The 23,099-nt window shown below is 70.0% G+C and carries 18 protein-coding genes and 1 pseudogene; 11 read left to right on the forward strand and 8 right to left on the reverse strand.

Annotated features, from left to right (window positions below; translation table 11 throughout):
- Positions 1 to 2: 2 nt before the first annotated feature.
- Together ABT114_RS24180 and ABT114_RS24185 are read right to left on the reverse strand one after the other, a co-directional pair.
- Entirely contained in the window at positions 3 to 1,250 is a 1,248-nt protein-coding gene (locus tag ABT114_RS24180; protein WP_351144929.1) for a polyamine ABC transporter substrate-binding protein, read from the reverse strand.
- 59 nt (positions 1,251 to 1,309) lie between these two features.
- On the reverse strand, positions 1,310 to 2,851 hold the full coding sequence (locus ABT114_RS24185) for a gamma-aminobutyraldehyde dehydrogenase (protein ID WP_351144930.1): 1,542 nt from the start codon (positions 2,849 to 2,851) through the stop codon (positions 1,310 to 1,312).
- A 211-nt stretch (positions 2,852 to 3,062) separates the two neighbouring features.
- Here ABT114_RS24185 and ybiA point away from each other — a divergent pair, with 211 nt between their 5' ends.
- Entirely contained in the window at positions 3,063 to 3,665 is a 603-nt protein-coding gene (ybiA, locus tag ABT114_RS24190) for a riboflavin biosynthesis intermediates N-glycosidase (RefSeq protein ID WP_351144931.1), read from the forward strand.
- A 142-nt stretch (positions 3,666 to 3,807) separates the two neighbouring features.
- On the opposite strand, the gene ABT114_RS24195 is transcribed toward ybiA, so the two are convergent.
- Positions 3,808 to 4,800, reverse strand: coding sequence for a DUF4190 domain-containing protein (locus tag ABT114_RS24195; protein ID WP_351144932.1), 993 nt, complete (start codon positions 4,798 to 4,800; stop codon positions 3,808 to 3,810).
- Positions 4,801 to 4,856: 56 nt separating this feature from the next.
- Here ABT114_RS24195 and ABT114_RS24200 point away from each other — a divergent pair.
- The 4 genes and pseudogenes from ABT114_RS24200 (at position 4,857) to ABT114_RS24215 (ending at position 9,174) form a co-directional block, all read left to right on the forward strand.
- Positions 4,857 to 6,028 (forward strand): annotated as a pseudogene (locus tag ABT114_RS24200) (adenosine deaminase).
- A gap of 19 nt (positions 6,029 to 6,047) precedes the next feature.
- Positions 6,048 to 6,737 carry a glycerophosphodiester phosphodiesterase gene (locus ABT114_RS24205; protein WP_351144933.1) on the forward strand — a complete coding sequence of 230 codons (690 nt, stop codon included), beginning with the start codon at positions 6,048 to 6,050 and terminating at the stop codon, positions 6,735 to 6,737.
- 197 nt (positions 6,738 to 6,934) lie between these two features.
- Positions 6,935 to 8,254 carry a GH25 family lysozyme gene (locus tag ABT114_RS24210; RefSeq protein WP_351144934.1) on the forward strand — a complete coding sequence of 440 codons (1,320 nt, stop codon included), beginning with the start codon at positions 6,935 to 6,937 and terminating at the stop codon, positions 8,252 to 8,254.
- Positions 8,255 to 8,403: 149 nt separating this feature from the next.
- Positions 8,404 to 9,174, forward strand: coding sequence for a D-Ala-D-Ala carboxypeptidase family metallohydrolase (locus ABT114_RS24215; protein WP_351144935.1), 771 nt, complete (start codon positions 8,404 to 8,406; stop codon positions 9,172 to 9,174).
- Positions 9,175 to 9,444: 270 nt separating this feature from the next.
- On the opposite strand, the gene ABT114_RS24220 is transcribed toward ABT114_RS24215, so the two are convergent.
- Positions 9,445 to 11,115, reverse strand: coding sequence for an RNA polymerase sigma factor (locus ABT114_RS24220; RefSeq protein WP_351144936.1), 1,671 nt, complete (start codon positions 11,113 to 11,115; stop codon positions 9,445 to 9,447).
- 261 nt (positions 11,116 to 11,376) lie between these two features.
- Here ABT114_RS24220 and ABT114_RS24225 point away from each other — a divergent pair, with 261 nt between their 5' ends.
- Entirely contained in the window at positions 11,377 to 12,531 is a 1,155-nt protein-coding gene (locus tag ABT114_RS24225) for a serine hydrolase domain-containing protein (protein ID WP_351144937.1), read from the forward strand.
- On the opposite strand, the gene ABT114_RS24230 is transcribed toward ABT114_RS24225, so the two are convergent.
- Positions 12,524 to 13,051: a hypothetical protein gene (locus ABT114_RS24230; protein ID WP_351144938.1), complete on the reverse strand. Its 528-nt coding sequence runs from the start codon at positions 13,049 to 13,051 to the stop codon at positions 12,524 to 12,526. The two genes, ABT114_RS24225 and ABT114_RS24230, sit on opposite strands and share 8 nt — an antisense overlap.
- A 232-nt stretch (positions 13,052 to 13,283) precedes the next feature.
- Here ABT114_RS24230 and ABT114_RS24235 point away from each other — a divergent pair, with 232 nt between their 5' ends.
- The 4 genes from ABT114_RS24235 to ABT114_RS24250 are packed head-to-tail and all read left to right on the forward strand — an operon-like array spanning position 13,284 to position 17,516.
- Entirely contained in the window at positions 13,284 to 14,285 is a 1,002-nt protein-coding gene (locus tag ABT114_RS24235) for a GNAT family N-acetyltransferase (RefSeq protein ID WP_351144939.1), read from the forward strand.
- Complete coding sequence (locus ABT114_RS24240; RefSeq protein ID WP_351144940.1) at positions 14,282 to 15,688, forward strand: ABC transporter substrate-binding protein; 1,407 nt, start codon at positions 14,282 to 14,284, stop codon at positions 15,686 to 15,688. The genes ABT114_RS24235 and ABT114_RS24240 overlap by 4 nt, the downstream gene beginning before the upstream one ends.
- Positions 15,682 to 16,650: a carbohydrate ABC transporter permease gene (locus ABT114_RS24245; protein WP_351144941.1), complete on the forward strand. Its 969-nt coding sequence runs from the start codon at positions 15,682 to 15,684 to the stop codon at positions 16,648 to 16,650. The genes ABT114_RS24240 and ABT114_RS24245 overlap by 7 nt, the downstream gene beginning before the upstream one ends.
- A complete protein-coding gene (locus ABT114_RS24250) occupies positions 16,647 to 17,516 on the forward strand; it encodes a carbohydrate ABC transporter permease (RefSeq protein WP_351144942.1) in 870 nt (289 codons plus the stop codon). Before ABT114_RS24245 ends, ABT114_RS24250 begins: the two co-directional genes overlap by 4 nt.
- An 87-nt stretch (positions 17,517 to 17,603) precedes the next feature.
- Here the strand turns inward: ABT114_RS24250 and ABT114_RS24255 are convergent, their stop codons facing one another.
- On the reverse strand, positions 17,604 to 19,160 hold the full coding sequence (locus tag ABT114_RS24255) for an MFS transporter (RefSeq protein ID WP_351144943.1): 1,557 nt from the start codon (positions 19,158 to 19,160) through the stop codon (positions 17,604 to 17,606).
- Between the two features lie 160 nt (positions 19,161 to 19,320).
- Here ABT114_RS24255 and ABT114_RS24260 point away from each other — a divergent pair, with 160 nt between their 5' ends.
- Positions 19,321 to 19,956, forward strand: coding sequence for a TetR/AcrR family transcriptional regulator (locus tag ABT114_RS24260; RefSeq protein ID WP_351144944.1), 636 nt, complete (start codon positions 19,321 to 19,323; stop codon positions 19,954 to 19,956).
- A gap of 225 nt (positions 19,957 to 20,181) precedes the next feature.
- On the opposite strand, the gene ABT114_RS24265 is transcribed toward ABT114_RS24260, so the two are convergent.
- Positions 20,182 to 21,363, reverse strand: coding sequence for an ABC transporter substrate-binding protein (locus ABT114_RS24265; RefSeq protein ID WP_351144945.1), 1,182 nt, complete (start codon positions 21,361 to 21,363; stop codon positions 20,182 to 20,184).
- Between the two features lie 162 nt (positions 21,364 to 21,525).
- A complete protein-coding gene (locus tag ABT114_RS24270; RefSeq protein ID WP_351144946.1) occupies positions 21,526 to 22,965 on the reverse strand; it encodes a gamma-aminobutyraldehyde dehydrogenase in 1,440 nt (479 codons plus the stop codon).
- Positions 22,966 to 23,099: the final 134 nt, after the last annotated feature.

Below are 23,099 nucleotides of genomic sequence, written 5' to 3' on the forward strand. Positions count from 1 at the left end.
GGTCACGCCCCTGTGAGCTTCGCGAACTTACCTTCGTAGGCCGTCTCTTCCTTGCTGTTCAGCGAGCGGAAGGCACGGGACTTGGCGGCCATGGCCTTGTCAGGAATGATCAGCGGGTTGTCCGCCGCGTCCTCGTCGATCTTCGCGAGGTAGGGCTTCACTCCGTCGACCGGACATACGTAGTTGATGTACGCGGCGAGCTCCGCGGCCGGCTCGAGCTCGTAGTAGTAGTCGATGAGCCGCTCGGCGTTCGTCTTGTGGCGCGCCTTGTTGGGGACCAGCAGGTTGTCGGTCGACGTCAGGTAGCCGGTGTCCGGGATGATGAAGTCGATGTCCGGGCTGTCCGCCTTGAGTTGCACGACGTCGCCGGCCCAGGCGAGGCAGGCGGCGAAGTCGCCCGAGGTGAGGTCGGAGGTGTAGTCGTTGCCCGTGAAGCGGCGGATCTGGCCCTTGTCGACGGCCTTCTGGAGGCGGGCGATCACCGCGTCGAAGTCGTCGTCGGTGAACTTCGCCGGGTCCTTGCCCATGTCCAGCAGCGTCATGCCGATGCTGTCGCGCATCTCCGACAGGAAGCCGACGCGCCCCTTGAGCTTGGGGTTGTCGAGCAGGTCGGAGACCGACTTCACCTCGACGCCGTCGAGCGCCTTCTTGTTGTAGGCGATGACGGTCGAAATACCCTGCCAGGGGTAGGAGTAGGCGCGGCCCGGGTCCCAGTCGGGGTCGCGGAACTGCGCCGACAGGTTGGTGTAGGCGTGCGGCAGGTTGGACGGGTCCAGTTTCTGGACCCACCCGAGGCGTATCAGGCGGGCGGCCAGCCAGTCGGTGAGGACGACGATGTCCCGGCCGGTGTCCTGGCCCGCGGCGAGCTGCGGCTTGATCTTGCCGAAGAACTCGTTGTTGTCGTTGATGTCCTCGGTGTACTTGACCGTGATGCCGGTCCGCTTGGCGAAGGCGTCGAGCGTGGGGTGGTGCTTGCCGCTGTCGTCGACATCCATGTACTCGGTCCAGTTGGAGAAGTTGACGGTCTTCTCCTTGGCCGAGTGGTCCTCTGCGGAGGTGCCGCCCTGCGTCTTGCCGCCCGCGGGGATCCCGCAGCCGCTCAGCGCCCCGAGTCCGCCGACCGCGAGCGCGCCGCCCGCGGAGGCGCGCAGCAGCGACCGGCGAGTCATGGCTGCCCTGCCGTTGCGGAAGCTGCGCCGCATGGCGGCCGTCTGGGCCGGGGTCAAGCGGTCTGGCTCGTACTGCTCCATGCGCGTAGTGCCCTTTCGGGAGGGGTCGGGCCGACCGTGGTCGGCGGCCGGTCGTCGCTCTATCGGTCCCCGAAGATGGTGCGGTGCCAGTCCTTGCGGGCCACCGCGGTGTTGTCGAACATGACGTGCTTGATCTGGGTGTACTCCTCGAACGAGTACGCGGACATGTCCTTGCCGAAGCCGGACGACTTGTAGCCGCCGTGCGGCATCTCACTGATGATCGGGATGTGGTCGTTGACCCACACACAGCCCGCCTTGATCTCGCGGGTCGCGCGGTTGGCCCGGTAGACGTCCCGGCTCCACGCGGAGGCGGCGAGGCCGTACGGGGTGTCGTTGGCCAGCCGGATTCCCTCACCATCACTGTCGAACGGCAGAACGACCAGCACCGGCCCGAAGATCTCCGACTGCACGATCTCGCTGTCCTGGGTGGCGTCCGCGATCAGGGTGGGGCGATAGTACGCGCCGTTCTTGAGATCTCCCTGAGGGGCCTCGCCTCCGGTCACCACGCGCGCGTAGGCACGCGCCCGGTCGACGAAACCGGCGACGCGGTCGCGCTGGACGTGCGAGATCAGCGGACCGAGGTCGGTACCGGGGGCGAAGGGATCGCCGAGCCGGACGCTCTCCATGAGGGCGGCGGTCCGTGCGACGAACGCTTCGTAGAGGGGCCGCTGCACATACGCGCGCGTGGCGGCCGTGCAGTCCTGGCCGGTGTTGATGAGCGCGCCCGCGACGGCGCCGTTGGCGGCGGCCTCCAGGTCGGCGTCGTCGAAGACGACGAACGGGGCCTTGCCGCCCAGCTCCAGGTGGATCCGCTTGACGGTGGCGGTCGCGATCTCGGCGACACGCTTGCCGACGGCGGTGGAGCCGGTGAAGGAGGTCATGGCCACGTCGGGGTGGCCGACCAGGTGCTCGCCCGCCTCCCTGCCGGTGCCGGTGACGATGTTGATGACACCGTCCGGGATTCCGGCGTCGGTCGCGGCCTGGGCGAAGAGCAGGGAGGTGAGCGGGGTGAGTTCGGCGGGCTTCAGCACGATCGTGTTGCCCGCGGCGATCGCCGGGAGAATCTTCCAAGCGGCCATCTGGAGGGGGTAGTTCCAGGGTGCGATGGAGCCGACCACGCCGATGGGCTCACGGCGGACGTACGAGGTGTGGTCGCCGGAGTACTCGCCCGCGGACTGCCCCTGGAGGTGCCGGGCGGCACCCGCGAAGAAGGCGGTGTTGTCGATCGTGCCCGGGACGTCGAACTCGCGGGTGAGCTTCAGCGGCTTGCCGCACTGGAGCGACTCGGCGCGTGCGAATTCCTCCGCGCGCTCGGCGAGCACGGCGGCGAAGCGGTGCAGCGCGTCGGAGCGTTCGCCCGGCGTGGCACCGGACCAGCCGGGGAACGCCTCGCGGGCGGCGGCGACGGCCGCGTCCACGTCGTCGGGGCCGGCCAGCTCGTAGGTGTGGACCTCCTCGCCGGTGGCCGGGTCGACGACCGCGTGGGTGCGACCGGAAGTGCCCTTCGTCAGACGGCCCGCGATGAACTGCGCGCTGTCCCCGAAACGCTCCTGGGCGGGAAATCGGTCCGGCGTGGCGCCCGTTGTGCCCGGGTTCTGCATGTCGCTCTCCTCCGCCGTCGCCCCGCTTGCGTCGGGGGCGGGTGGCGTAGCTCCAGCTCGATTTGAGTGCCGATCCTGACAGAGCAAGGGGACTCCAACAAGTGATTCCGTTGTTGCCTTTTGGTTACGCGACGGAATCTGTCGACCAGGTGTCGAGTCGACATGGAAAAGGAAGGACGAGGTGTCAGTGGTGCGTGCCAGACTCGCGTGCATGGGGAAGATCGATTCTTGGGAAGCCCTGGTCAGGGAGGTCCACGCGGGGGCGAGGATCAAGTACCTGCACTTCTGGGGACACCGTCCGCGGCCCGACGGCCAGGTCGGCGCGAGCTGCCTGAGCCAGTGGTGGCCGTCACCGTTCGTGGTCGATGGTGTCGCATACGCCACGGCGGAGCACTGGATGATGGCCGGCAAGGCACGACTCTTCGGCGACGAGGAGGGGGAGCGGCGCGTGCTGGTCGCGGGCCACCCGTCACAGGCGAAGAAGGCCGGGCGGCTGGTGCGGGGCTTCGACGAGGCCATATGGGAAGGAGAGCGGTTCCGGATCGTGGTCGAGGGCAGCGTCCACAAGTTCACGGCCGACGCCGCGCTGCGGGATTTCCTGCTGGGCACGGGCGAGCGAAGCGAGATGGGGGTCCCCCCGGCCGAAGGCTGGGGGAGAGTCCTGGTGGAGGCGAGCCCCGTCGACCGGGTGTGGGGCATCGGCCTCGCCGCGGACGACGAGGCGGCGGCTGATCCGGAGCGGTGGCGGGGGCCGAACCTGCTGGGGTTCGCGTTGATGGAGGCACGGGAGCGGCTGCGGGCGGCGGCCGGTTAGCCGGACGAAACGGCTGCGGGCGGCTGCCGGTCAGCCGGACAAAGCCGCCGCGGACGAAGGCCGGTCAGCCGGACAAAGCCCCCGCGGACGAAGGCCGGTCAGCCGGACAAAGCCCCCGCGCCGCCGCTCGCCTCACCTCGTCTCAGGGCGCCACGATCAACAGGACGATCATTCCGATGCCCAGGGCGATGCCCACGGCGCCGCAGATGAGGCCGGCCAGGGCCTGGCCCCCGTTCGTGGCCTCGCCCCGGTTGGCCCTCTTGCGGCCGATCGCGCCGAAGATCACGCCGAGGATGCCCATGATGATGGCGATCGGCCAGAGGCAGAACACGATGGCCGACAGGATGCCGAGCACAAGGCCGGCCGTGCCCATCCCGTTGTTCGCCATCGGCGGCATACCGGGCCAGCCGTAGTAGCCGGGCACACCAGGGGCCTGCGGGCCGTGGGCGCCGCCGTAGCCCGGCCGTGCCGGATAGGCGTAGCCGCCGGGGTACCCGTACGGCATCTGTCCGGGGCCGTCGGGTGCGATGGGCGGCGGGGGGACGTGCTCGGCGCCGCCGTGGGCCGGGGGTGCGAAGGGGTTACCGGGGTCGGCCGGGCTGCCTGCCGGTACCGTGTGGTGCGGCGGCGGGAAGCCACCGCCCGGGCCGCCCTGACCGCCCTGACCGCCCGGGTTCGGCGCGGCGAACGGGCTGGCCCACGGCTGAGCCGGCGCGCCGCCGTTGTTCGCGCCGTAGATCTGGCCATTGTCTGCCCGGTTGTCCGCCCCGTTGTCCGCGCCGGGCATGGACACGCCCGTCTGCTGGTGGTGGCCGGACGGGGGTGCGGGAGCCGGCGAGATACCCGAGGCGTTCGAGGCGATCGAGACGCCCGAGGCGATGGTGTGGCCGGGGCCGTCGCCCGGAGCCGCGTCCGCCGGCGGCGCCCAGGGGCTCGCCCCGGCAGTCTCGGAAGCCGTCTCCTGCACCGACGGCGCCTGCGGAGCCGTCCCCTTGTCGAAGGAGACCTTGTCTGCCGACTCGGTGTCCGCGGACTCCTTGCCGTAGGACACCGGGGGAGCCGCGTCGCCGGTCGGAGCCGGCCGGTGCGTGGCCGCGTTCTCCGGTGCCTCCGGCGTCGGCGCGTCGTCGGACATGCGCGGGATCCCCTCTGTCGTACGTGCCGTCATGCTAAGGCCCAGACCATTCCGCCGTGGGCCCGGCCTACGATGATCCCCGAGTCACCGATCAGCCGATCACCGCGTCCCGCTCGGCCGCCACAGCGCCCGGGACGCCCGTCCCGGGGAGGACCCCATGACCGCTCACGCCGACGCCGAGCGCGCCCCGCGCACCCCGCGCGACCTGCACGCCTTCATCGCCGGACTGCCCAAGGCCGAACTGCACGTGCACCATGTCGGCTCCGCCTCCCCGCGCATCGTCTCCGAACTGGCCGCCCGCCACCCCGACTCCAAGGTCCCCACCGACCCGGAGGCCCTGGCCGACTACTTCACGTTCACGGACTTCGCCCACTTCATCGAGGTGTACCTGTCCGTCGTCGACCTGATCCGCACCCCGGAGGACGTACGGCTGCTGACCTACGAGGTGGCCCGGGACCTGGCCCGGCAGCAGGTGCGCTACGCCGAGCTGACCATCACTCCGTTCTCCTCGACCCGCCGCGGCATCGACGAACTCGCCTTCATGGCCGCGATCGAGGACGCCCGCAAGGCGGCCGAGGCCGAGTTCGGGACCGTACTGCGCTGGTGCTTCGACATCCCCGGCGAGGCGGGTCTGGAGTCCGCCGAGGAGACGGCGCGGCTCGCCACCGACGACAGGGTGCGGCCCGAGGGCCTGGTGTCCTTCGGACTCGGCGGGCCCGAGATCGGCGTACCGAGGCCGCAGTTCAAGCCGTACTTCGACCGGGCGATCGCCGCGGGGCTGCGCTCGGTGCCGCACGCCGGCGAGACCACCGGACCCCAGACGGTGTGGGACGCCCTCACCCACCTGGGCGCCGAACGCATCGGCCACGGCACCAGCTCCGCCCAGGACCCCCGGCTGCTCGCCCACCTCGCCGAGCACCGCATCGCGCTGGAGGTGTGCCCGACCTCCAACATCGCCACCCGCGCGGTCCGCACGCTCGACGAGCACCCCATCAAGGAGTTCGTGCGGGCCGGGGTCCTGGTCACGATCAACTCCGACGACCCGCCGATGTTCGGCACCGACCTCAACAACGAGTACGCGGTCGCCGCCCGGCTGCTGGACCTCGACGAGCGGGGCCTGGCCGAACTGGCCAGGAACGCGGTCGAGGCGTCCTTCCTGGACGAGCCCGGCAAGGCGAAGCTGGCCGCCGAGATCGAGACGTACACCTCGGGGTGGCTCGCCCCCTGACACGGACCACAATGGGCCCATGCAGACCCTGACGGCCGTGGCCCATCGCGGCGACCCCTACCGCTTCCGTGAGAACACGACCGACTCGCTGCGTTCCGCGCTCCAACAGGGCGCGGACGCGGTCGAGATCGACGTACGGCTCACCAAGGACGGCGTGCCCGTGCTGCTGCACGACGAGACGCTGAAGCGGTTGTGGGAGCAGGACCGGCCGCTGCGCTCACTGTCGGCACAGGAGGTGCGCGGGCTGACGGCAGGCGGGGTGCCGACGCTGGCCGAGGCGCTGGCCGCGACCGGCGACAGCCGGGTGATGGTCGACCTGCCCGGCACGTCGGACGTGCGGGCGGCCCGCCGGGTGGTGGACGCCGTACGCGAGGCCGGGGCGCAGGACCGGGTGTACTACTGCGCCCACGCCTCGGCCATGCTCGCCGTGCGCGCGGCCGACCCGTCCGCCGAGATCGCCCTGACCTGGACGACCCTGGCGCCGCCGCGCCCCGCGCTGCTGGCCGCCGTACGCCCCCGCTGGCTCAACTACCGTTTCACGCTGGTCGGCCACGACCTCGCGGCCCGCGTCCACCACGACGGCTACCTCCTCTCCGTCTGGACCCCCGACACCCGCCGCTCCATGCGCCGCCTCCTGGACATCGGCGTGGACTCCATCACCACCAACCGAGTCGACCTGCTCGACTCACTGCGCCACAGGGCTCGTTAGGGCCTGGCCACTCCGCGAACGCACGTGTTCGCGGAGTGTCGGTGTGCGCGTTCCGCCGTGCCGCCATGGCCGGGGAGTGGTTCCGCGGCAGTTCCCCGCCGTTGTCTCTGCGCGTAGATTCACGGGCGATCTGTCATGTACGGTACATGCGTCTGTGCAACGCCAGGACATCTGTCTCGCCGATCTCGGAGATTCCCTTGCCCGGAAACAGACAGGTTCGTCTCACCGCCCGATTCCGAATCCGTGACCTCTTCCGCCGCCCCGGGGCGCTGCTCGCCCTTCCGGCAGGCGTGCTGCTGCTCGTGCTCGCCATGCCGGGGTCCGCCCTCGCCGCGGGCTCCGCCGGACCCGGGTCCGCGCCGCCCACCCCCCGCCACGGCAACGCCCGCGCCGGCATCTCGTTGGAAGGAACGGTCTCGGCCACGACCGAGGCCGCCACCGTGGACACCGTCGAGGCCGCCGCGGCCGCCTCGACCAACCCCCTGGGCCTGGACGTCAGTTCGTACCAGGGCAGCGTCGACTGGGCGTCGGTCGCCGACGACGGCGCCTCCTTCGCCTACGTCAAGGCGACCGAGGGCGTGAGCTACACCAACCCCTACTACAGCCAGCAGTACAACGGCGCCCACAACGCGGGGCTGATCCGCGGCGCCTACCACTTCGCGCTGCCCGACGTCTCCGGCGGCACCGCCCAGGCCGACTGGTTCTTCACCCACGGCGGCGGCTGGTCCGCCGACGGCACCACCCTCCCGCCGGCCCTCGACATCGAGTACAACCCGTACGGCGCCACCTGCTACGGGCTCAGCACAAGCGCCATGGTCTCCTGGATCAAGGCGTTCAGCACCGAGATGCACTCGCTCACCGGCCGCTACCCGATGATCTACACCACCACCTCCTGGTGGACCACCTGCACCGGCAACAGCAGCGCCTTCGCCACCACCAACCCGCTGTGGGTCGCGCGCTATTCGACCAGCGTCGGCACCCTGCCGGCCGGCTGGAGCGCCCAGAGCATCTGGCAGTACGCCGACTCCGGCACCTTCCCCGGTGACCAGGACGTCTTCAACGGCACCACCGCCCAGCTCCAGGCCCTCGCCCTGGGCACCGGCACCTCCACGTCGACGGCGTGGCCGACGGTGCAGAAGGACACCACCGGGCAGACGGTGAAGACGATCCAGTACCTGCTCAACGCGCACGGCGCCGCGTTGACCGTCGACGGCAGCTTCGGCACCGGCACCTACAACGCCGTCGTCTCCTTCCAGTCGGCCAACGGGCTCGACGCGGACGGCGTCGTCGGCCCGCTCACCTGGGCCGAACTGATCGTCACCGTGCAGAAGGGCAGCACCGGCTCGGCCGTCTCCGCCGTACAGAGCGAACTCAACGCCGGCGGATCCTCGTTGACCGTCGACGGCGATTTCGGGACCAACACCTACAACGCCGTCGTCTCCTTCCAGTCGGCCAAGGGGCTCACCGCCGACGGCATCGTGGGACCGCTCACCTGGCGCGCCCTCGTCACCTCCTGAACCCGACGAGGCCCGAGCGGAGTCACACCTGCTTCCGGGCCGAGGGGCCGAGCGGCCGGTCCGGCTCGGTGCCGTCCCGCTCGGGTCCCCGCGTTCCTCCTCCTGGTTTCTTCCACCGACTTCCGTCCACGTCCCGTGAGGAGTCAGTCATGACCATCGCACCCCGTCCGCATCCCGACCGCCGCGCCGTGCTGCGGCGGGCGCTCGGGATCTCCGCCGCGGCCGGCACCGCCGGTCTCCTGGGCCTGTCCGCTGCCGCCCCGGCCTCCGCCTACAGCTGGTCCAGGACGCTCTCCCAGGGTTCCAGTGGCGCCGACGTCACCGAACTCCAGATCCGGGTGGCCGGTTGGGCCGCCGGCAGCGCCCAGCAGACCTATGTGGCCGTCGACGGCGCCTTCGGTTCCGGCACCACTGCCGCGGTCAAGCGCTTCCAGAGCGCGTACGGTCTCAGCGCCGACGGGATCGCCGGTCCGGCCACCCAGTCGGCGCTCAACGCGCTGGAGTCCTCGGACGGTTCGACCGCCCACTTCGACTTCAGCGAGTTCTCCTCGCACGACGGCGCCGGCTTCACCGGCGGCAACGTCTCCTCCACACAGGTCAAGGAGAACGTCCGGCGCCTGATGTACAAGCTGGAGGCGTTGCGCAAGAAGGCCGGTGACAAGGCCGTCACCATCAACTCCGGCTTCCGCAGCACCTCGTACAACGCCTCGGTGGGCGGAGCCTCGAACAGCATGCACACCTACGGCGTCGCCGCCGACGTGGTGGTCTCCGGGCTGTCCACGCTCTCGGTCTACAAGCTCGCCGAGACCTGCGGCTTCTCCGGCCTGGAGACGTACTCGGTCTCCTGGCAGCACGTGGACAGCCGTATCCAGTACGCCTACGGGTCGCAGTTCTGGTGGTGGGAGGACGGGGTGGTGTGAGCCACCCGCCCGATCCCTCACCGGGCCCGGACCACGCCCGCGCCGGCCTCCGTCCACGGTGGACGGGGGCCGGCGCGGGCGTCCGGGGTCAGGCGGCGCGGCCGACTGCGGCCTTCTCCAGGTGCTCGACCGAGGTGACGGTCCGCAGGCAGGCCGTCAGCGCACGGCTGCGGGCCCGCGAGATCCCGTCGGGGGCCGCCGGGTCGGAAGCCGGGCCCCACCGGATTGGTGCAGTCGATCAGCACCCGGCCGCGCAGGACCGCTACACCGCTACACGCGCGAGCGCTGAGCCACCGTCGCCGGGTCGGCCGGGGTCGCGCGGGTGACGTACTGCGGGACCGGTGTGCTGTCGTCGCCGGTGTCGCGGACGAGGCCGTAGCGGATCGCGCCCTGGTCGGGGCCGGTCGTGACGTCCTTCGTCACGGCGTCCCAGGTGGTCGGAAAGACGTTGAGGCCGTAGTCGGCGCCCCGCTCGTTCACGGTGAGGGTGACGCTGCCGTCGACGTAGAAGTACTCGTTCTGCCACATCTGCTGGGTGCCGGACGGCAGGACGGCGTAGCCGGTGGTCGCGTTGCCCATGCCGGTGGCGGAGCCGTCGGTGGTGCTGACGGGGTCGTCCATGCGGCGGCCGCCGGCCGAGGCCACGTGGAAGAGCTTGCCCTTCAGGCTGGTCCAGCTCGGCATGACCAGGCTGCCTGCCCGGTACTGCGGCGAGATCTGCCAGCGCACCAGAACGTAGCCCTGGCCGCTGAGTGTCACGCCGTCCCCGCGGTGGTTCATGGTGGCGTGCGCGCCGCCGCTGCTGGTGATCCCGGACGCGGGTCGGCGCGGCAGGGCCGCCGGACGGGTGTCCGGGTCGGGCGCCTTGTCGACGGCGTCGACGACACTGCCGTACAGCGTGGTCTTCTTCTCGGTCCCCGACGGGGAGGGGGACGGAGACGGCGAGGCGGACACGGAAGGGGTGGCCGACGGCGTGAAGGGGGTGCTCGCCGCCGTGGGAACGACCGCCGCGCGCGGGGGCGGGTCGTCGGGGGTCTGTACGACGACGTAGGCGCCGCCCGCGGCCAGGGTCACGCCGGCCGTCACCGCGACGGCCGGCTTGGTCAGCGCGCCCAGCACCTTCGCCGACCAGCCGACCGAGGTCGCGGCCACTGCCGTCTTGCCGCCGAGGGCGAGGGAGAGAGTGAAGCCGACGGGGACCGGGACCAGCGCGATGCCGACGAGGAGGCGCTCCGCCGGCACGACGGACTCACGGTTGTCGCCGCAGTATCCGCAGCCCCGGATATGCCGGGCCAGCCGTTTGCGCCAGACGGAGTCGACGCGGCCGTGCCGGCGGGCGGTCAGCTCGCGCAGCTCCGGGCAGGCGCCGTCGAGGGCGCGCACGATGCCGCGGGAGACCTCCAGGCGCTCCTTCACCCGCTGGACACGCACGGCGGCATGCTGCCTGCTGATGCCGAGGGCGGCGGCCAGCTCACGACGGGTGAGTTCGCCCGCGACCTCCAGCCACCACAGGGACAGCAGCTGCCGGTCCTCGTCGTCCAGCCAGCGCACCGCCTCCGCGACCTCGCGCCGCTGGCCCGCCAACTGGAGCTTGAGCACGGCGAGTTCGGCGAAGTCGGCGGCTTCGCTCCGCGGCACGCTCTCGTCGAGGCGCTGCGGTGTCCTGCGCCGCGCCCGGTCGCGGATCTGCCGCATGGCGATGGCGACCAGCCAGGAACGGAAGCTGTCGGGGTCGCGCAGCGAGCCGAGGTTGTCGACGGCGCGCAGCATGGTCTCCTGGACGACGTCGTCGACGTCGGCGTGTCCGTTCAGAGCGCGGCCGACGACGTTGTAGACCAGCGGCAGCCAGCCCGCGACCAGTTCGTCCAGCGCGTGCCGGTCCCCGGCCTGCGCTGCGGCGATGGTGGCACGCCAGTGCCGCGAGTCCACATCCGTTCCCATGCGCGCACCCTCTCAGCCGCGCCCCCGCTGCCGGCAATGTCGGAGATCACACCTGTGGGGACGGCCGGGCCGGCCGCTGGATAACACTTTTTCGGCACCCGTAGGGGATACCCCCAGCAACTCCCTTATTGGGTAAGGCATTTGATCGGGGTCAAGCCAGGGGCGGACACCCTCCTCGCCGACGATCCGGTGGTTCGCGCACCGTCGGAAGATCATGACGAACCGTCCGACGACCGACCCGACCTCCACCGGAGCCCTCATATGCGCGCTCGCCGCCGCACCACCGTCCTCGCCGCCTCTCTCATGCTCGCCCTCACGGCGGCCGGACCGCTGGCCGCCCCCGCGTTCGCCGCCCCCGCACCGGCCTCCGCCCACCAGGCGAACGTCCTGGACACCGAGGCCCTGAGCGCCGCGCTCGCCGGCCTCCCGGACACCGACGCGACCGCGGCCCTCGTGCGGGTGGGCGGCGCCGACGGCAGCTGGCGCGGCAGTGCGGGTGTGCACGACCTGGCGAGCGGTGCGGCGGCGGACCCCGACGCCCGCTTCCGGGCCGGTTCGACGACGAAGGTCGTCACGGCGGCGGCCGTGCTGCGACTGGCGGCCGACCGGAAGATCGACCTGAGCAAGCCGGTCCAGCACTATCTGCCGGGGCTGCTCGGCAAGGACTTCCGGCCGATCACCGTACGGCAGCTGCTCAACCACACCAGCGGCATCCCGGCGGGCGACGGTCTCGGGAACACCTTCGAGGAGTTGTACGCGCACCGCTTCGACACGCTCACCCCGCAGCAGGTCGTGGCGTCGGCGGCGGCCAAGGGACCCGAGTTCTGCCCCGGCAAGCGGCAGCACTACCTGAACATCAACTACACGATCCTCGGCCTGCTCATCGAGAAGGTGACCGGGCAGCCGTACGCCACCGCGGCCACCCGGCTCGTACTCGCGCCCGCCGGCATGCGGGACACGTACTTCCCCGGGACCGACCCGCGCATCATCGGCCCGCACAACCACGGCTACCAGGTGGTCAAGAAGGCGGACGAGACGACGGAGTTCGTGGACGTCACCGAGTGGAACCAGGCGGACCGGTTCGCGGCGGGCGACATGATCTCCACGACCGCGGACCTGGAACGGCTCCTCACCTCCCTCTTCCGGGGCCGCATCGTCCCGCAGCCGCAACTGCGGGAGATGTTCACGGTCCCGGCGGGCATCGACGGCGCCACCTACAGCGCGGGTCTCCAGCGGTTCGAGTTCGAGGGGAAGGTGTACTGGCTCAAGACGGGCGGCCGGTACGGCTACAACGCGGTCATCGCCGGGACCCGCGACCTGAGCCGCACCCTCGTCTACTCGGTCAACTCCACGGACGCGAAGAGCGAGGACATGAACCCGGTGGCCCAGCGGATCGCGATGGCCGCGCTCAAGTAGCCGCCACGGCGAGGGCATCGGGGGTCGTCGTCATCGCCTCGAGCCGCTTGATCTTCTTCCGTACGACATACAGCGGGATCACCCCGAACACCCCGAACGACATGTCGATCACGCTCCACCAGAAGGGGATCCCCCGGACCGGTCCGCAGATCAGCGCGAGCGGGATGATCCCGGCGCAGGCGATCATCCCGAACTCGACGACCCATACGTTGCGGACCGGGTCGCGATAGGGCCCGTAGAAGGCGACGGCGATGACGAGGTGGGCGAAGGCCAGCCAGTCCGTGCCGTAGAGGAGGAAGGGGTACTCGGCGTCGGCGACGTCGACCCCGTGCCGGACGCGCTCGATCCAGTCCATGAGGCCGGGCAGGTGCTCCGGCACGGACAGGGCCCGCAACAGGTCCTCGGTCCAGCGCAGTTCGTGCACCAGGGGGAAGGCCGTGGCGCCGCTGAGCACCAGGCAGACGACGAAGGCGGCCAGCCAGGCGCGGATGCCCTTCAGAAGGGCGGCTCTGTCGCTCATGGCGGCAGCGTACGCCCACAGTTGAACATGTTCAAAACCTTTTCCTGAACATGTTCAAAATGCGTTTCCCGGGTCGGGTCCGGGTGGGCTGTCACCACGCGCCCCCATGCGCCCCATGCGGCACCTGCTCACGGGAGATGCGCCGCGCCGGACGGAAGTTTCGGAATTCCAGGACATACAAGTAAATTTCCGTCTGCCGCTTCGAGATGTCACCGGCAGACGGGGGCAAAGGATGAGCACGGACGACCGCGTCGCAGTGACGACCGGGATCGCACGACCGGCCGGGACTCGTGGCTTCCGCACCGGCGACGGCCCGCAGTTGGTGGAGACGTGGCGCCGGAGTGCGCCGGCCGACCCCATCAGCCCGGACCGCTTCCGCTCCCTGGTGCTGCTCGACGCCAACTTCGATCCCGAGGGGCTCCGGGTCGCCGTCGCCGGTGACCGTGTCGTCGGCGCCGCCTACGCGGTGCGCCGTCTGACGCCGATGACCGGCACCGACCTGGAGCCGGAGCAGGGCTGGATCCCGTTCTTCTTCGTCGACCCGGCCGCCCGCGGACGCGGCCTCGGCCGTCGGCTGCTGACCGAGGCCCTCGACTGGCTGCACGGCCACGGCCGCACCCGGGTGGACTTCTCCTCGTACACCCCGAACTACGTCCTGCCCGGCCTGGACGCCGAGGCGTACCCGGAAGCGGCCGGGCTCCTTGAGTCCCTGGGCTTTCGCACGCTGTACGAGGCGACGGCGATGGACCGCGGCCTGGTCGGCTATCGCATCCCGGAGGATGTCGCGCGCCGCTCGGCCGAACTGACGGCGCAGGGCTACCGGTTCGCCACCCCGTGCGACGACGACCTGGTGGACCTGTTCGCGCTCGCCGGGAACCACTTCGGCCCGGACTGGGCGTGCATGATCCGGGACTGTCTGGCCGCGGGCACGCCGCTCGACCGGATCGTTGTCGCCCGGGACCCCTCGGGCCGCCTGGTCGGCTGGGCGATGCACGGCACGTTCGAATCGGTGGACGAGCGGTTCGGCCCGCTCGGCGTGCTGGAGGAGATGCGCGGCACCGGACTCGGCAAGGTCCTGCTCCACCTGGTCCTGGAGCGGATGCGGGCGCGCCGTGCGCACTCCGCGTGGTTCCTGTGGACCGGCGAGCAGTCCCCGGCGGGCCATCTGTACCGCAAGACCGGTTTCACCACGACCCGGGTGTTCCGCGTGATGCGCCGGGAAGCCGCCCGATGACGCCGTCACGCCGCACCGGCGGCCCGAGCCCCGGTCAGCCACCGCGCCGCACCGACAGCCCGAGCCTCAGTCAGCCACCGCGCCGCACCGACGGCCTGAGCCGCCGCCACTTCGCGCTCGCGCTCCCCTCTGCGCTGCTCGCCTCCGGATGCGCCGCGCCGCACCAGGGCACCGGGCGGCCCGGGGATCCGATCGTTCTCACCCTGCTCTCCCACTACGCGAGCGGGGTACTCAAGGAGGCCCTGCGGGGCCCGGTCGACGAGTGGAACGCCACTCACGACCGGGTCAAGGTGCGGACGAAGGCCGTCGAGTTCACGGACCTGCTGACCACGTTCATGGTCCGGCAGGCCGCGGGCCAGGGCGCCGACATCATCCACCCGTACTGCCTGTGGAACGGCCAGCTCGTCCAGGCCGGCGTCCTGCGGCCCGCTCCGTCCGAGCACGCCGAGGAGATCACGCGCGGCTACGGCGAGGCCGCGGTCGGCGCCGCGTCGGTGGGGGGCAAGGTCTACGGCTACCCCACCGAGGTGCAGACGTACGCCCTCTACTACAACAAGCGGCTGCTGCGCGAGGCCGGCATCGACGGCCCGCCGCGCACCTGGCGGGAACTGGAGGAGACGGCTTACCGCACCAGCAAGCGGGACCGGTACGGCAACACGCTGGTCCAGGGGTTCGGACTGTCGACCTACGACGACTCCACCACCGTCGGCCAGACCCTTGCGCTGCTCAACGCCGCCGGCGGAAGGTTCGTCTCCGCGGACGGCAGGAGCACCGCCATCGACTCGCCGGCCGGCCGGGTCGTGTTCGACCTGGAGCACCGCCTCGTCGTCAAAGGCGCGAGCGCCCCCGGCATCAACGTCTACAAGGCGTTCCAGTCCGGGCAGGTGGCCATGGTGGTCAGCGCCGGCTGGTGGACCGGGAGCCTGAAGGCCCAGATGGGCAAGGACTACCGCGATGTCGGCGTCGCGCCGGTGCCCGTCCCCGAGGCCGACGACAAGCGCGCCACCCTCTCCACCGGCTTCATGCTCGGGATCAACACGGCCAGCAAGCACCCGCGCGAGGCCTGGGAGTTCCTGCGCTGGCTCAACACCGAGAAGGTGAAGAGTCCCAAGAAGGGCGCGACGGCGACCCGGATGAGCTCCCTGCAGGTGTCGGTCGGCTCCCTGACCGGCCGCGCCGACGACATGCGGACGCTCCTGGGCGCGGGCAGCGATCCGAACCTGCGCCCGTTCCTGGACGCGCTGGCGTACGCGGTGCCGGAGCCGAACGTGCCGGGCGCGCAGCAGGCCAAGTCCCTGCTGCGTAAGAACATCGAGGCCTTGTGGACCGGTCAGCAGTCGGTCGACGAGGCACTGCGCACCACCCGCCGCCAGGTCGATCAGGAGATGTCACGCTCATGGTGAACGCCCTGGTGCCGGAGACGACCGAGCGGGCGGCGCACAGCCCGCGGTCCGCCGAGCCCGCCATCGGCGTCCGCAGCCGGAATCGGCGCCGGCGCCGCCAGGCCGTCGTCGCCTATCTCTTCCTGGCGCCGACGCTGCTGTTCTTCGCGATCTTCCTGATCCTGCCGCTCGGCTTCGCGTTGCTGCTGTCGATGTCCCGCTGGTCCGGGTTCGACCTCGGCGACATCGATCCGGTCAGCCCGGACAACTTCACCGGCCTCTTCGCGGACGGATCGACGTTCCTGGCGCCGATCCTCACCAATACGCTGCTCTTCGCCCTGGGCACCGTGGCCCTCGCGCTCTCCGGCTCCGTGGTCGTCGCCACCTGCATCGGCAAGCTGCGGTTCCAGGGGCTGTGGCGCACCCTGTACTTCCTGCCGATCGTCACGACCGTCGTCGCCGTCGGCAACGTATGGAAGTACATGTACGAGCCGGGCGGCCTGGTCAACGGCGTCCTCAACGCCCTGGGGCTCGGTTCGGTGGCGTTCCTGCAGGACCCGGACACCGCGCTGCCCTCGGTCGTGGTCGTACAGGCCTGGGCCTCGCTCGGCTCGGCGATCCTCGTCCTGACCGCCGGGCTGAAGTCGATTCCCGAGTCGTACTACGAGGCCGCCGCGCTCGACGGCGCCGGGCCCGTCACCGTCTTCTTCAAGATCACGCTGCCGCTGCTGCGGCCGTCCCTGCTGTTCGTGTGCATCACCCAGTTCCTCACCGGCCTGCAGTCGTTCGCGCTGATCATCGTGATGACCAAGGGCGGGCCGGGTGACGCGACCAATGTGGCCGCACTGGAGATGTACCGGCAGGCCTTCAGATACGGCGACTGGGGCACGGCGAGCGCCGCCGCCTTCGTGCTGTTCGTGGTGGTCCTCGCGGTCACCCTGGTGCAGTTGTGGATCTTCCGGCGCAAGGGGGAGGACGCATGATCCGCCGCCGTTTCCCGTGGTTGTCGTATCTGGTGGTCGTGACCGGCGCCGTGCTCACCGTGGTGCCGTTCCTCGACATGGTGATGACGTCCTTCAAGGGGCCCGGCGAAGCCGGCACGCTGCCGTACCGGTTCCTGCCCGAGGCGTTCGACCTGTCCAACTACCGGGCGGCGATGGACCAGCTCGATCTGCCGGTGCTCTTCCGCAACAGCGTCATCGCCACCGTCCTGATCACCGGATCGGTGCTGCTCACGTCGTCACTCGCCGGCTACGCGCTCGCCAAACTCCGCTTCCCCGGCCGGAACTTCATCTTCCGCCTCGTGCTGTCGACGATGATGTTCCCCCCGTTCCTCTTCTTCATCCCGCACTTCCTGATCCTGGTGCACTGGCCGCTGGCGGGCGGCAACGACCTGTTCGGGCGCGGCGGCGCGGGCCTGACTGTCAGCATCACGGCGCTCGCCATGCCGTTCCTCGTCAACGGCTTCGGAATCTTCCTGATGCGCCAGTTCATGGTCTCGATCCCGGACGAGGTCCTCGAGGCCGCGCGCATCGACGGGGCCGGCGAGTTCGCCGTGTGGTGGCGGATCGTGGTGCCGCAGACCAAGCCGGTCCTGGTGACGCTCGGGCTGCTGACCTTCGTCGACGCCTGGAACGAGTACGTCTGGGCGCTGCTCGTCTCGACCGCGAACCCGGAGGTGATGACCCTGCCCGTCGGCATCCAGCTTCTGCAGGACTACGTCGACCCGACCCGCACGATGCCCATCGTCATGGCCGGCCTCGTTCTGAGCATCCTGCCGGTCCTGGTCCTCTTCCTGCTGCTGCAGAAGTACTACATCCGCGGTGTCATGCTCAGCGGCCTCAAGTAAGAGCGAATCCGTGACCGGCGCGAAAACGCTCAGGGCCGCGTACCCCCGGGGCCGATCGGACGCGGCCCGGGCTCATGACAGAGGCTGTCACCCGATCGCCTTTGTCGGCTTTTCAGCTGACGGCCTCTGCAGATCGAGGCTGCTGCGCAGGCTGACCGGCTTCAGCAGCACGGCCGCGACGACGGCGAGCACGGCCGCGGCGGCCGACAGGAGGAAGATCTGCGCCGTCGCGTCGCCATAGGCCACGCGAGTGATCTCCTGCACCGCGGGAGACTGTGCGGCGCCGCCTCCGCCGGACAGCCCCGCGGAAGCCATCTCCCGCGCGACCTGGTCCTGGACGTGGCGGGCGAGGACGGCGCCGAGAACCGAGACACCGATCGTGCCACCGAGGGAACGGAAGAAGGACACCGTGGAACTGGCCGCTCCTACGTCCTTCAGTGGTACGGCGTTCTGCACCACGAGCACGAAGTTCTGCAGCGTCATGCCGACCCCCATCCCGACACACAGCATCGACGCGCTCAGGAAGACCATGGGCGTCTTGTCGTCGATCGTGCCGAGGCCCGCCAATCCGACCAGGAGGAGGCAGGTGCCGAGGATGACGAACGGTTTGATCTTCCCGGTTCGGCTGATGAGCCGGCCGGCGACCGTGGAGGCGACCAGAATGCCGGCCATCATGGGAATCGTCATAAGGCCTGCCTCCGTCGGGCTGTGGCCGCGGCTGACCTGGAAGTACTGGCTCAGGAACACCGCGGCGCCGAACATGGCGGTACCGACGGAGAGACTGCCGACAATCGCCAGGGCGGTCGTGCGCTGCTTCACGATGGCGAGCGGTACGACGGGCTCGGAAGCGCGTGACTCCACCCACACGGCCGCGGCGATCAGGGCCAGCCCGCCGCCCACCATGACCGCGGTCTGCCACGACGCCCAGGCGAAGGAGTCGTCGACGAACGACACCCAGATGAGCAGCACACTGACGCCCGCGGCGATCAGGGTGGCCCCCAAGTAGTCGATCTTCACATTCTCGCGGCGGACGAGGGGAAGTTTCAGCGTCCGCTGAAGCATGAAGAGCGCGACGGCGGCGATCGGCAGGCCGATGAAGAAGCACCACCGCCAGCCCAGCCATGAGGTGTCGACGATGACGCCGCCGAGCAACGGCCCGCCGATGGTCGACGTCGCTGTGACGCTGCTCAGGTAACCGCTGTAACGGCCGCGCTCCCGCGGCGGAATCATGGCCGCGAGCGTGATCTGGACGAGGGCCTGCACACCTCCGACGCCGACGCCCTGCAGGGCTCGCGCGGCGATGAGCTGCCCGGCGGTCTGGCTCATTCCGCAGGCCAGGGTGCCCAGCACGAAAATGGCGATGGCCGCCTGTACGAGGGTCTTCTTGCTGAAGAGGTCGGCGAGCTTGCCCCAGATCGGGGTCGTCGCCGTGGTGGTGAGGAGGGTGGCGGTGACGACCCACGTGTACTGGGTCTGCGACCCGTGCACGGCCCCGATGATCTTCGGCAGCGCGCTCGATACCACCGTACTGCTGAGGGTCGACACGAACAGGGCGATGAACAGGCCGCTGAGCGCCTTCAGCACCTGTCGGCGGGACGTGGGCGTCGTGTCCGTGGAACTCGACTCGTTCACTGCGGCACTCATCAAACGGGCTCCAAGCCACCGGTTCGCCATACACCACGTATAGCGACATCGGCTTACCATACACCGCGTATAGTGAAGTCATGTTTCGTCCCAGCGTGCAGGGGCCGTCGGCCGGGACGCGGCTCCCCCTGCTGATGCGACGGCGGGAGAGACTGGACGGATGCAAGCCACACCCCGCAAGAACCTGCGTGAAGAGCAGAAGAGCCTCACGCACCGCCGACTGCTCGACGCGGCCGTCACGGTGTTCGCCGAGAAGTCCTTTCTCGACGCGCGGATGGAGGACATCGCGCAGACCGCCGGGGTGACACGGGCCACGGTCTACGCCCACTTCCCCGGCAAGGCCGAGATCGTCGACGCACTCGTGGACCGCGTGTACGGCTTGAGGGAAGAGGCGTACGCCGACCTGACCGCGCTTCCGCGCTGGACCCGCACCGACATCCGGACGTGGCTCAACGGCGCCGAGGCCCGCTGGCGGGAGATGGCGCCCATCCGCCGGGTCGCCAACGCGGCATCTCCGGCTGCGCTCCGCAGCCTCGACGACAGCCGCGTGCAGTACATCAAGGCGCACGAGCGCTATGTCGGCATGCTTGTCAGCCATTCCGAACGCTGGCGAGGCGTCCCCCCTGCGGAGGCTCGCCAGCGGGCACTGATGGCCGTTCTGCAGACCGAGTCGTTCTTCTCCGCATGGATCGCCGTCGGCTGGCCGCTGGACACCGCCGACCCCCTCCACCTGCTGGCCGACTCCCTCTGCCACCTCCTCGCCCCCGCGCTGGAGAACGACGCCACACGCGTCTGACCACTCGCCACCGCTGTGCTTGTGGTCGCATCGCGATCACCTTCCAGGGCGGCCAGTGGCTGGTCGAGGATGCGCCTCACGGCATGCCGGGGAGTGGTGCGTGGAGGTCGTCGCGGCGACGACGCGGGCACATGCCGGAGCACAGAGGAGAACAGCGATCTTGATGCCGGCCATCCCTCTTTTGTGCCGACCAAAAGTCCTCGTCACCATCGGCCGAGCGGCGGGTCAGAGCCCCGCGATCGCGTTCCAGCGCTTCGCGAACTCCGATCGTTCGCCGGAGGTGATGTCGCGGGCGATCGCCAGCCGCTTGCGCATGGTGGCGTCGGGGAAGATCAGCGGGTCCTCGGCGAGGGCGGCGGTGTCCTTGTCTTTGGAAGAGGCGAGGACGTCACGGGCTGCGGGAACCGGGCAGACGTAGTTGACCCAGGCGGCGAGCTCGGCGGCGACCTGCGGCTCGTAGTAGTAGTCGATGAGCTTCTCCGCGTTGGCCTTGTGCCGGGCCAGGTTGGGGATCATCAGCGACTCCGCCCACAGCTCGGCCCCCTCCTCGGGGACGACGAACTCGATGTCGGGGTCGTCCGCCTGAAGCTGGATCACGTCGCCCGAGTAGGCCTGGCAGGCCAGGACATCACCGCTGGAGAGGTCCTTGATGTAGTCGTTGCCCGTGAAGCGCCGGATCCGGCCACTGTGCACGTACTGCTCGACCTGGTCGCAGATCTTGTGGAAGTCGTCGGCCTTCCACTGGGTGATGTCGACGCCATTGCCCTGCATGAGCAGCGCGAACGCCTCGTCCAGGCCGGAGAGAAGGGTGACCCGGCCCTTGAGGTCGTCGGCCCACAGGTCGGATACGTGCCTGATCTCGCGGCCGACCTTGCGGCGGTTGTACGCGATGCCGGTGATCCCCGACTGCCAGGGCACGGAGGACTTGCGCCCCGGGTCGAAGGCGGGCGAACGGAGCAGCGGGTCAAGGTACTTGGTGACGTTCGGCTGCTTGGCCCGGTCCATCTCCTGGACCCATCCGAGGCGGATGAAGCGCGCGCACATCCAGTCGCTGATGACGATCAGGTCGCGGCCCGTCGACTGGTGGTTCATCAGGGCGGGGCTGATCTTGCCGAAGAACTCGTCGTTGTCGTTGATCTCCTCGACGTAGTCGACGGAGATGCCGGTGCGCTTCTCGAAGGCGTCCAGCGTGGGCCGCCGGTTGGGATCATCGTCGTCGGTGTCGATGTACAGCGGCCAGTTCGCCCAGGTCAGCCGCTTGTCACGGGCGGACAGATCGGCGGCGGCACGGTCGCCGGGCTGTACGTAGGCGGCGGGCACCCCGCAGCCGGCGAGGGCACCGAGGGCGGCGGTGCCGCCGAGCGCGCGCAGCAGGGAGCGGCGGGAGGGCAGTTGGGAAGAGGGCACGTGGGCAGCATGCCGTGCCGCGCTGTGGCCGGACAATCGACGCTGCGTCGAGCGGGCCCGGGTGGACCGGACACCTTGTCGATCGCTCACCTGTGACAGCGCGGCCCCCTGACGGGAGATGTCCCGTCAGGGGGCCGCGAGTGTGCGCCGGAGCGCCGGGGCCTACGCGTCGAGCGACGTCATCACGTGCTTGATGCGGGTGTAGTCGTCGAAGCCGTACGCCGACAGATCCTTGCCGTAGCCGGACTTCTTGAAGCCGCCGTGCGGCATCTCGGCGACCAGCGGGATGTGGGTGTTGATCCACACACAGCCGAAGTCGAGCTTCTTGGACATCCGCATGGCGCGGGAGTGGTCCTTGGTCCACACCGAGGAGGCGAGGGCGTACTCGACGCCGTTGGCCCACTCCACCGCCTGGTCCTCGTCGGTGAAGGACTGGACGGTGATGACCGGGCCGAAGACCTCGTTCTGGATGATCTCGTCGTCCTGCTTCAGGCCCGAGACGACGGTCGGGGCGTAGAAGTAGCCCTTGTCGCCGACCTGCCGGCCACCGGCCTCGACCTTGGCGTGGGCGGGCAGACGGTCGATGAAGCCGGCGACCTGCTTGAGCTGGTTGGGATTGTTGAGCGGGCCGTACAGGACGTCCTCGTCGTCCGGCTGCCCGGTCTTGGTCTCGGACGCCGCCTTCGCCAGCGCCGCCACGAACTCGTCGTGGATGGCCTCCTGGACGAGGACGCGGGTCGCGGCCGTACAGTCCTGGCCGGCGTTGAAGAAGCCCGCCACGGAGATGTCCTCGACGGCCTTGGCGATGTCGGTGTCCTCGAAGACCACGACCGGCGCCTTGCCGCCCAGCTCCAGGTGGACGCGCTTGACATCCTTGGCGGCGGACTCGGCGACCGACATGCCGGCGCGCACGGAGCCGGTGATGGAGGCCATCGCCGGGGTCGGGTGCTCGACCATCGCGCGGCCGGTCTCGCGGTCGCCGCAGACGACGTTGAAGACGCCCTTGGGCAGGATCGAACCGAGGATGTCGGCGATCAGGACGGTGGAAGCGGGGGTCGTGTCCGAGGGCTTGAGAACGACCGTGTTGCCCGCCGCGATCGCCGGGGCGAACTTCCACACGGCCATCATCATCGGGTAGTTCCACGGCGCGACCTGGGCGCAGACGCCGACCGGCTCGCGGCGGATGATCGACGTCATGCCGTCCATGTACTCGCCGGCCGAACGGCCCTCGAGCATGCGCGCGGCGCCCGCGAAGAAGCGGATCTGGTCCACCATCGGCGGGATCTCCTCGGACCGGGTGAGCCCGACGGGCTTGCCCGTGTTCTCCACCTCGGCCGCGATGAGCTCCTCGGCGCGCTCCTCGAACGCGTCCGCGATCTTGAGGAGGGCCTTCTGTCGCTCGGCGGGGGTCGTGTCGCGCCAGGCGGGGAAGGCTGCCGCGGCGGCGGCCATCGCGGCGTCCACGTCCGCCTCTCCGGACAGCGGCGCGGTCGCGTACGCCTCGCCCGTCACGGGGTTGACCACCTCGGTGGTCCGTCCGTCGGCGGCCTCCCGGAACTCACCATCGATGTAGTTGCGCAGACGACGCAGCTCGGTGCTCACTGCCGGCCTCCTGTCAGGTCGAACTGTCGGTTGTCCACTCACTGAGACACCCCACCCTAATCCGCCGCCCCACGTTTTCAACACCCCTACGCCCATCGTGGCTGCGAAATCCGCAAGTCTCGGTCCCGTAAACA

Origin of the sequence: Streptomyces sp. NPDC002088, assembly GCF_040296605.1 — a bacterium.
Lineage (GTDB): Bacteria > Actinomycetota > Actinomycetes > Streptomycetales > Streptomycetaceae > Streptomyces.

Excerpts from the sequence above, each read along its gene's own strand:
- ABT114_RS24180 (WP_351144929.1), bottom strand. The coding sequence starts at position 1,250 with ATGGAGCAGTACGAGCCAGACCGCTTGACCCCGGCCCAGACGGCCGCC.
- ABT114_RS24185 (WP_351144930.1), bottom strand. The coding sequence starts at position 2,851 with ATGCAGAACCCGGGCACAACGGGCGCCACGCCGGACCGATTTCCCGCC.
- ybiA (WP_351144931.1), top strand. The coding sequence starts at position 3,063 with ATGGGGAAGATCGATTCTTGGGAAGCCCTGGTCAGGGAGGTCCACGCG.
- ABT114_RS24195 (WP_351144932.1), bottom strand. The coding sequence starts at position 4,800 with ATGTCCGACGACGCGCCGACGCCGGAGGCACCGGAGAACGCGGCCACG.
- ABT114_RS24205 (WP_351144933.1), top strand. The coding sequence starts at position 6,048 with ATGCAGACCCTGACGGCCGTGGCCCATCGCGGCGACCCCTACCGCTTC.
- ABT114_RS24215 (WP_351144935.1), top strand. The coding sequence starts at position 8,404 with ATGACCATCGCACCCCGTCCGCATCCCGACCGCCGCGCCGTGCTGCGG.
- ABT114_RS24220 (WP_351144936.1), bottom strand. The coding sequence starts at position 11,115 with ATGGGAACGGATGTGGACTCGCGGCACTGGCGTGCCACCATCGCCGCA.
- ABT114_RS24225 (WP_351144937.1), top strand. The coding sequence starts at position 11,377 with ATGCGCGCTCGCCGCCGCACCACCGTCCTCGCCGCCTCTCTCATGCTC.
- ABT114_RS24230 (WP_351144938.1), bottom strand. The coding sequence starts at position 13,051 with ATGAGCGACAGAGCCGCCCTTCTGAAGGGCATCCGCGCCTGGCTGGCC.
- ABT114_RS24235 (WP_351144939.1), top strand. The coding sequence starts at position 13,284 with ATGAGCACGGACGACCGCGTCGCAGTGACGACCGGGATCGCACGACCG.
- ABT114_RS24240 (WP_351144940.1), top strand. The coding sequence starts at position 14,282 with ATGACGCCGTCACGCCGCACCGGCGGCCCGAGCCCCGGTCAGCCACCG.
- ABT114_RS24245 (WP_351144941.1), top strand. The coding sequence starts at position 15,682 with ATGGTGAACGCCCTGGTGCCGGAGACGACCGAGCGGGCGGCGCACAGC.
- ABT114_RS24250 (WP_351144942.1), top strand. The coding sequence starts at position 16,647 with ATGATCCGCCGCCGTTTCCCGTGGTTGTCGTATCTGGTGGTCGTGACC.
- ABT114_RS24255 (WP_351144943.1), bottom strand. The coding sequence starts at position 19,160 with ATGAGTGCCGCAGTGAACGAGTCGAGTTCCACGGACACGACGCCCACG.
- ABT114_RS24260 (WP_351144944.1), top strand. The coding sequence starts at position 19,321 with ATGCAAGCCACACCCCGCAAGAACCTGCGTGAAGAGCAGAAGAGCCTC.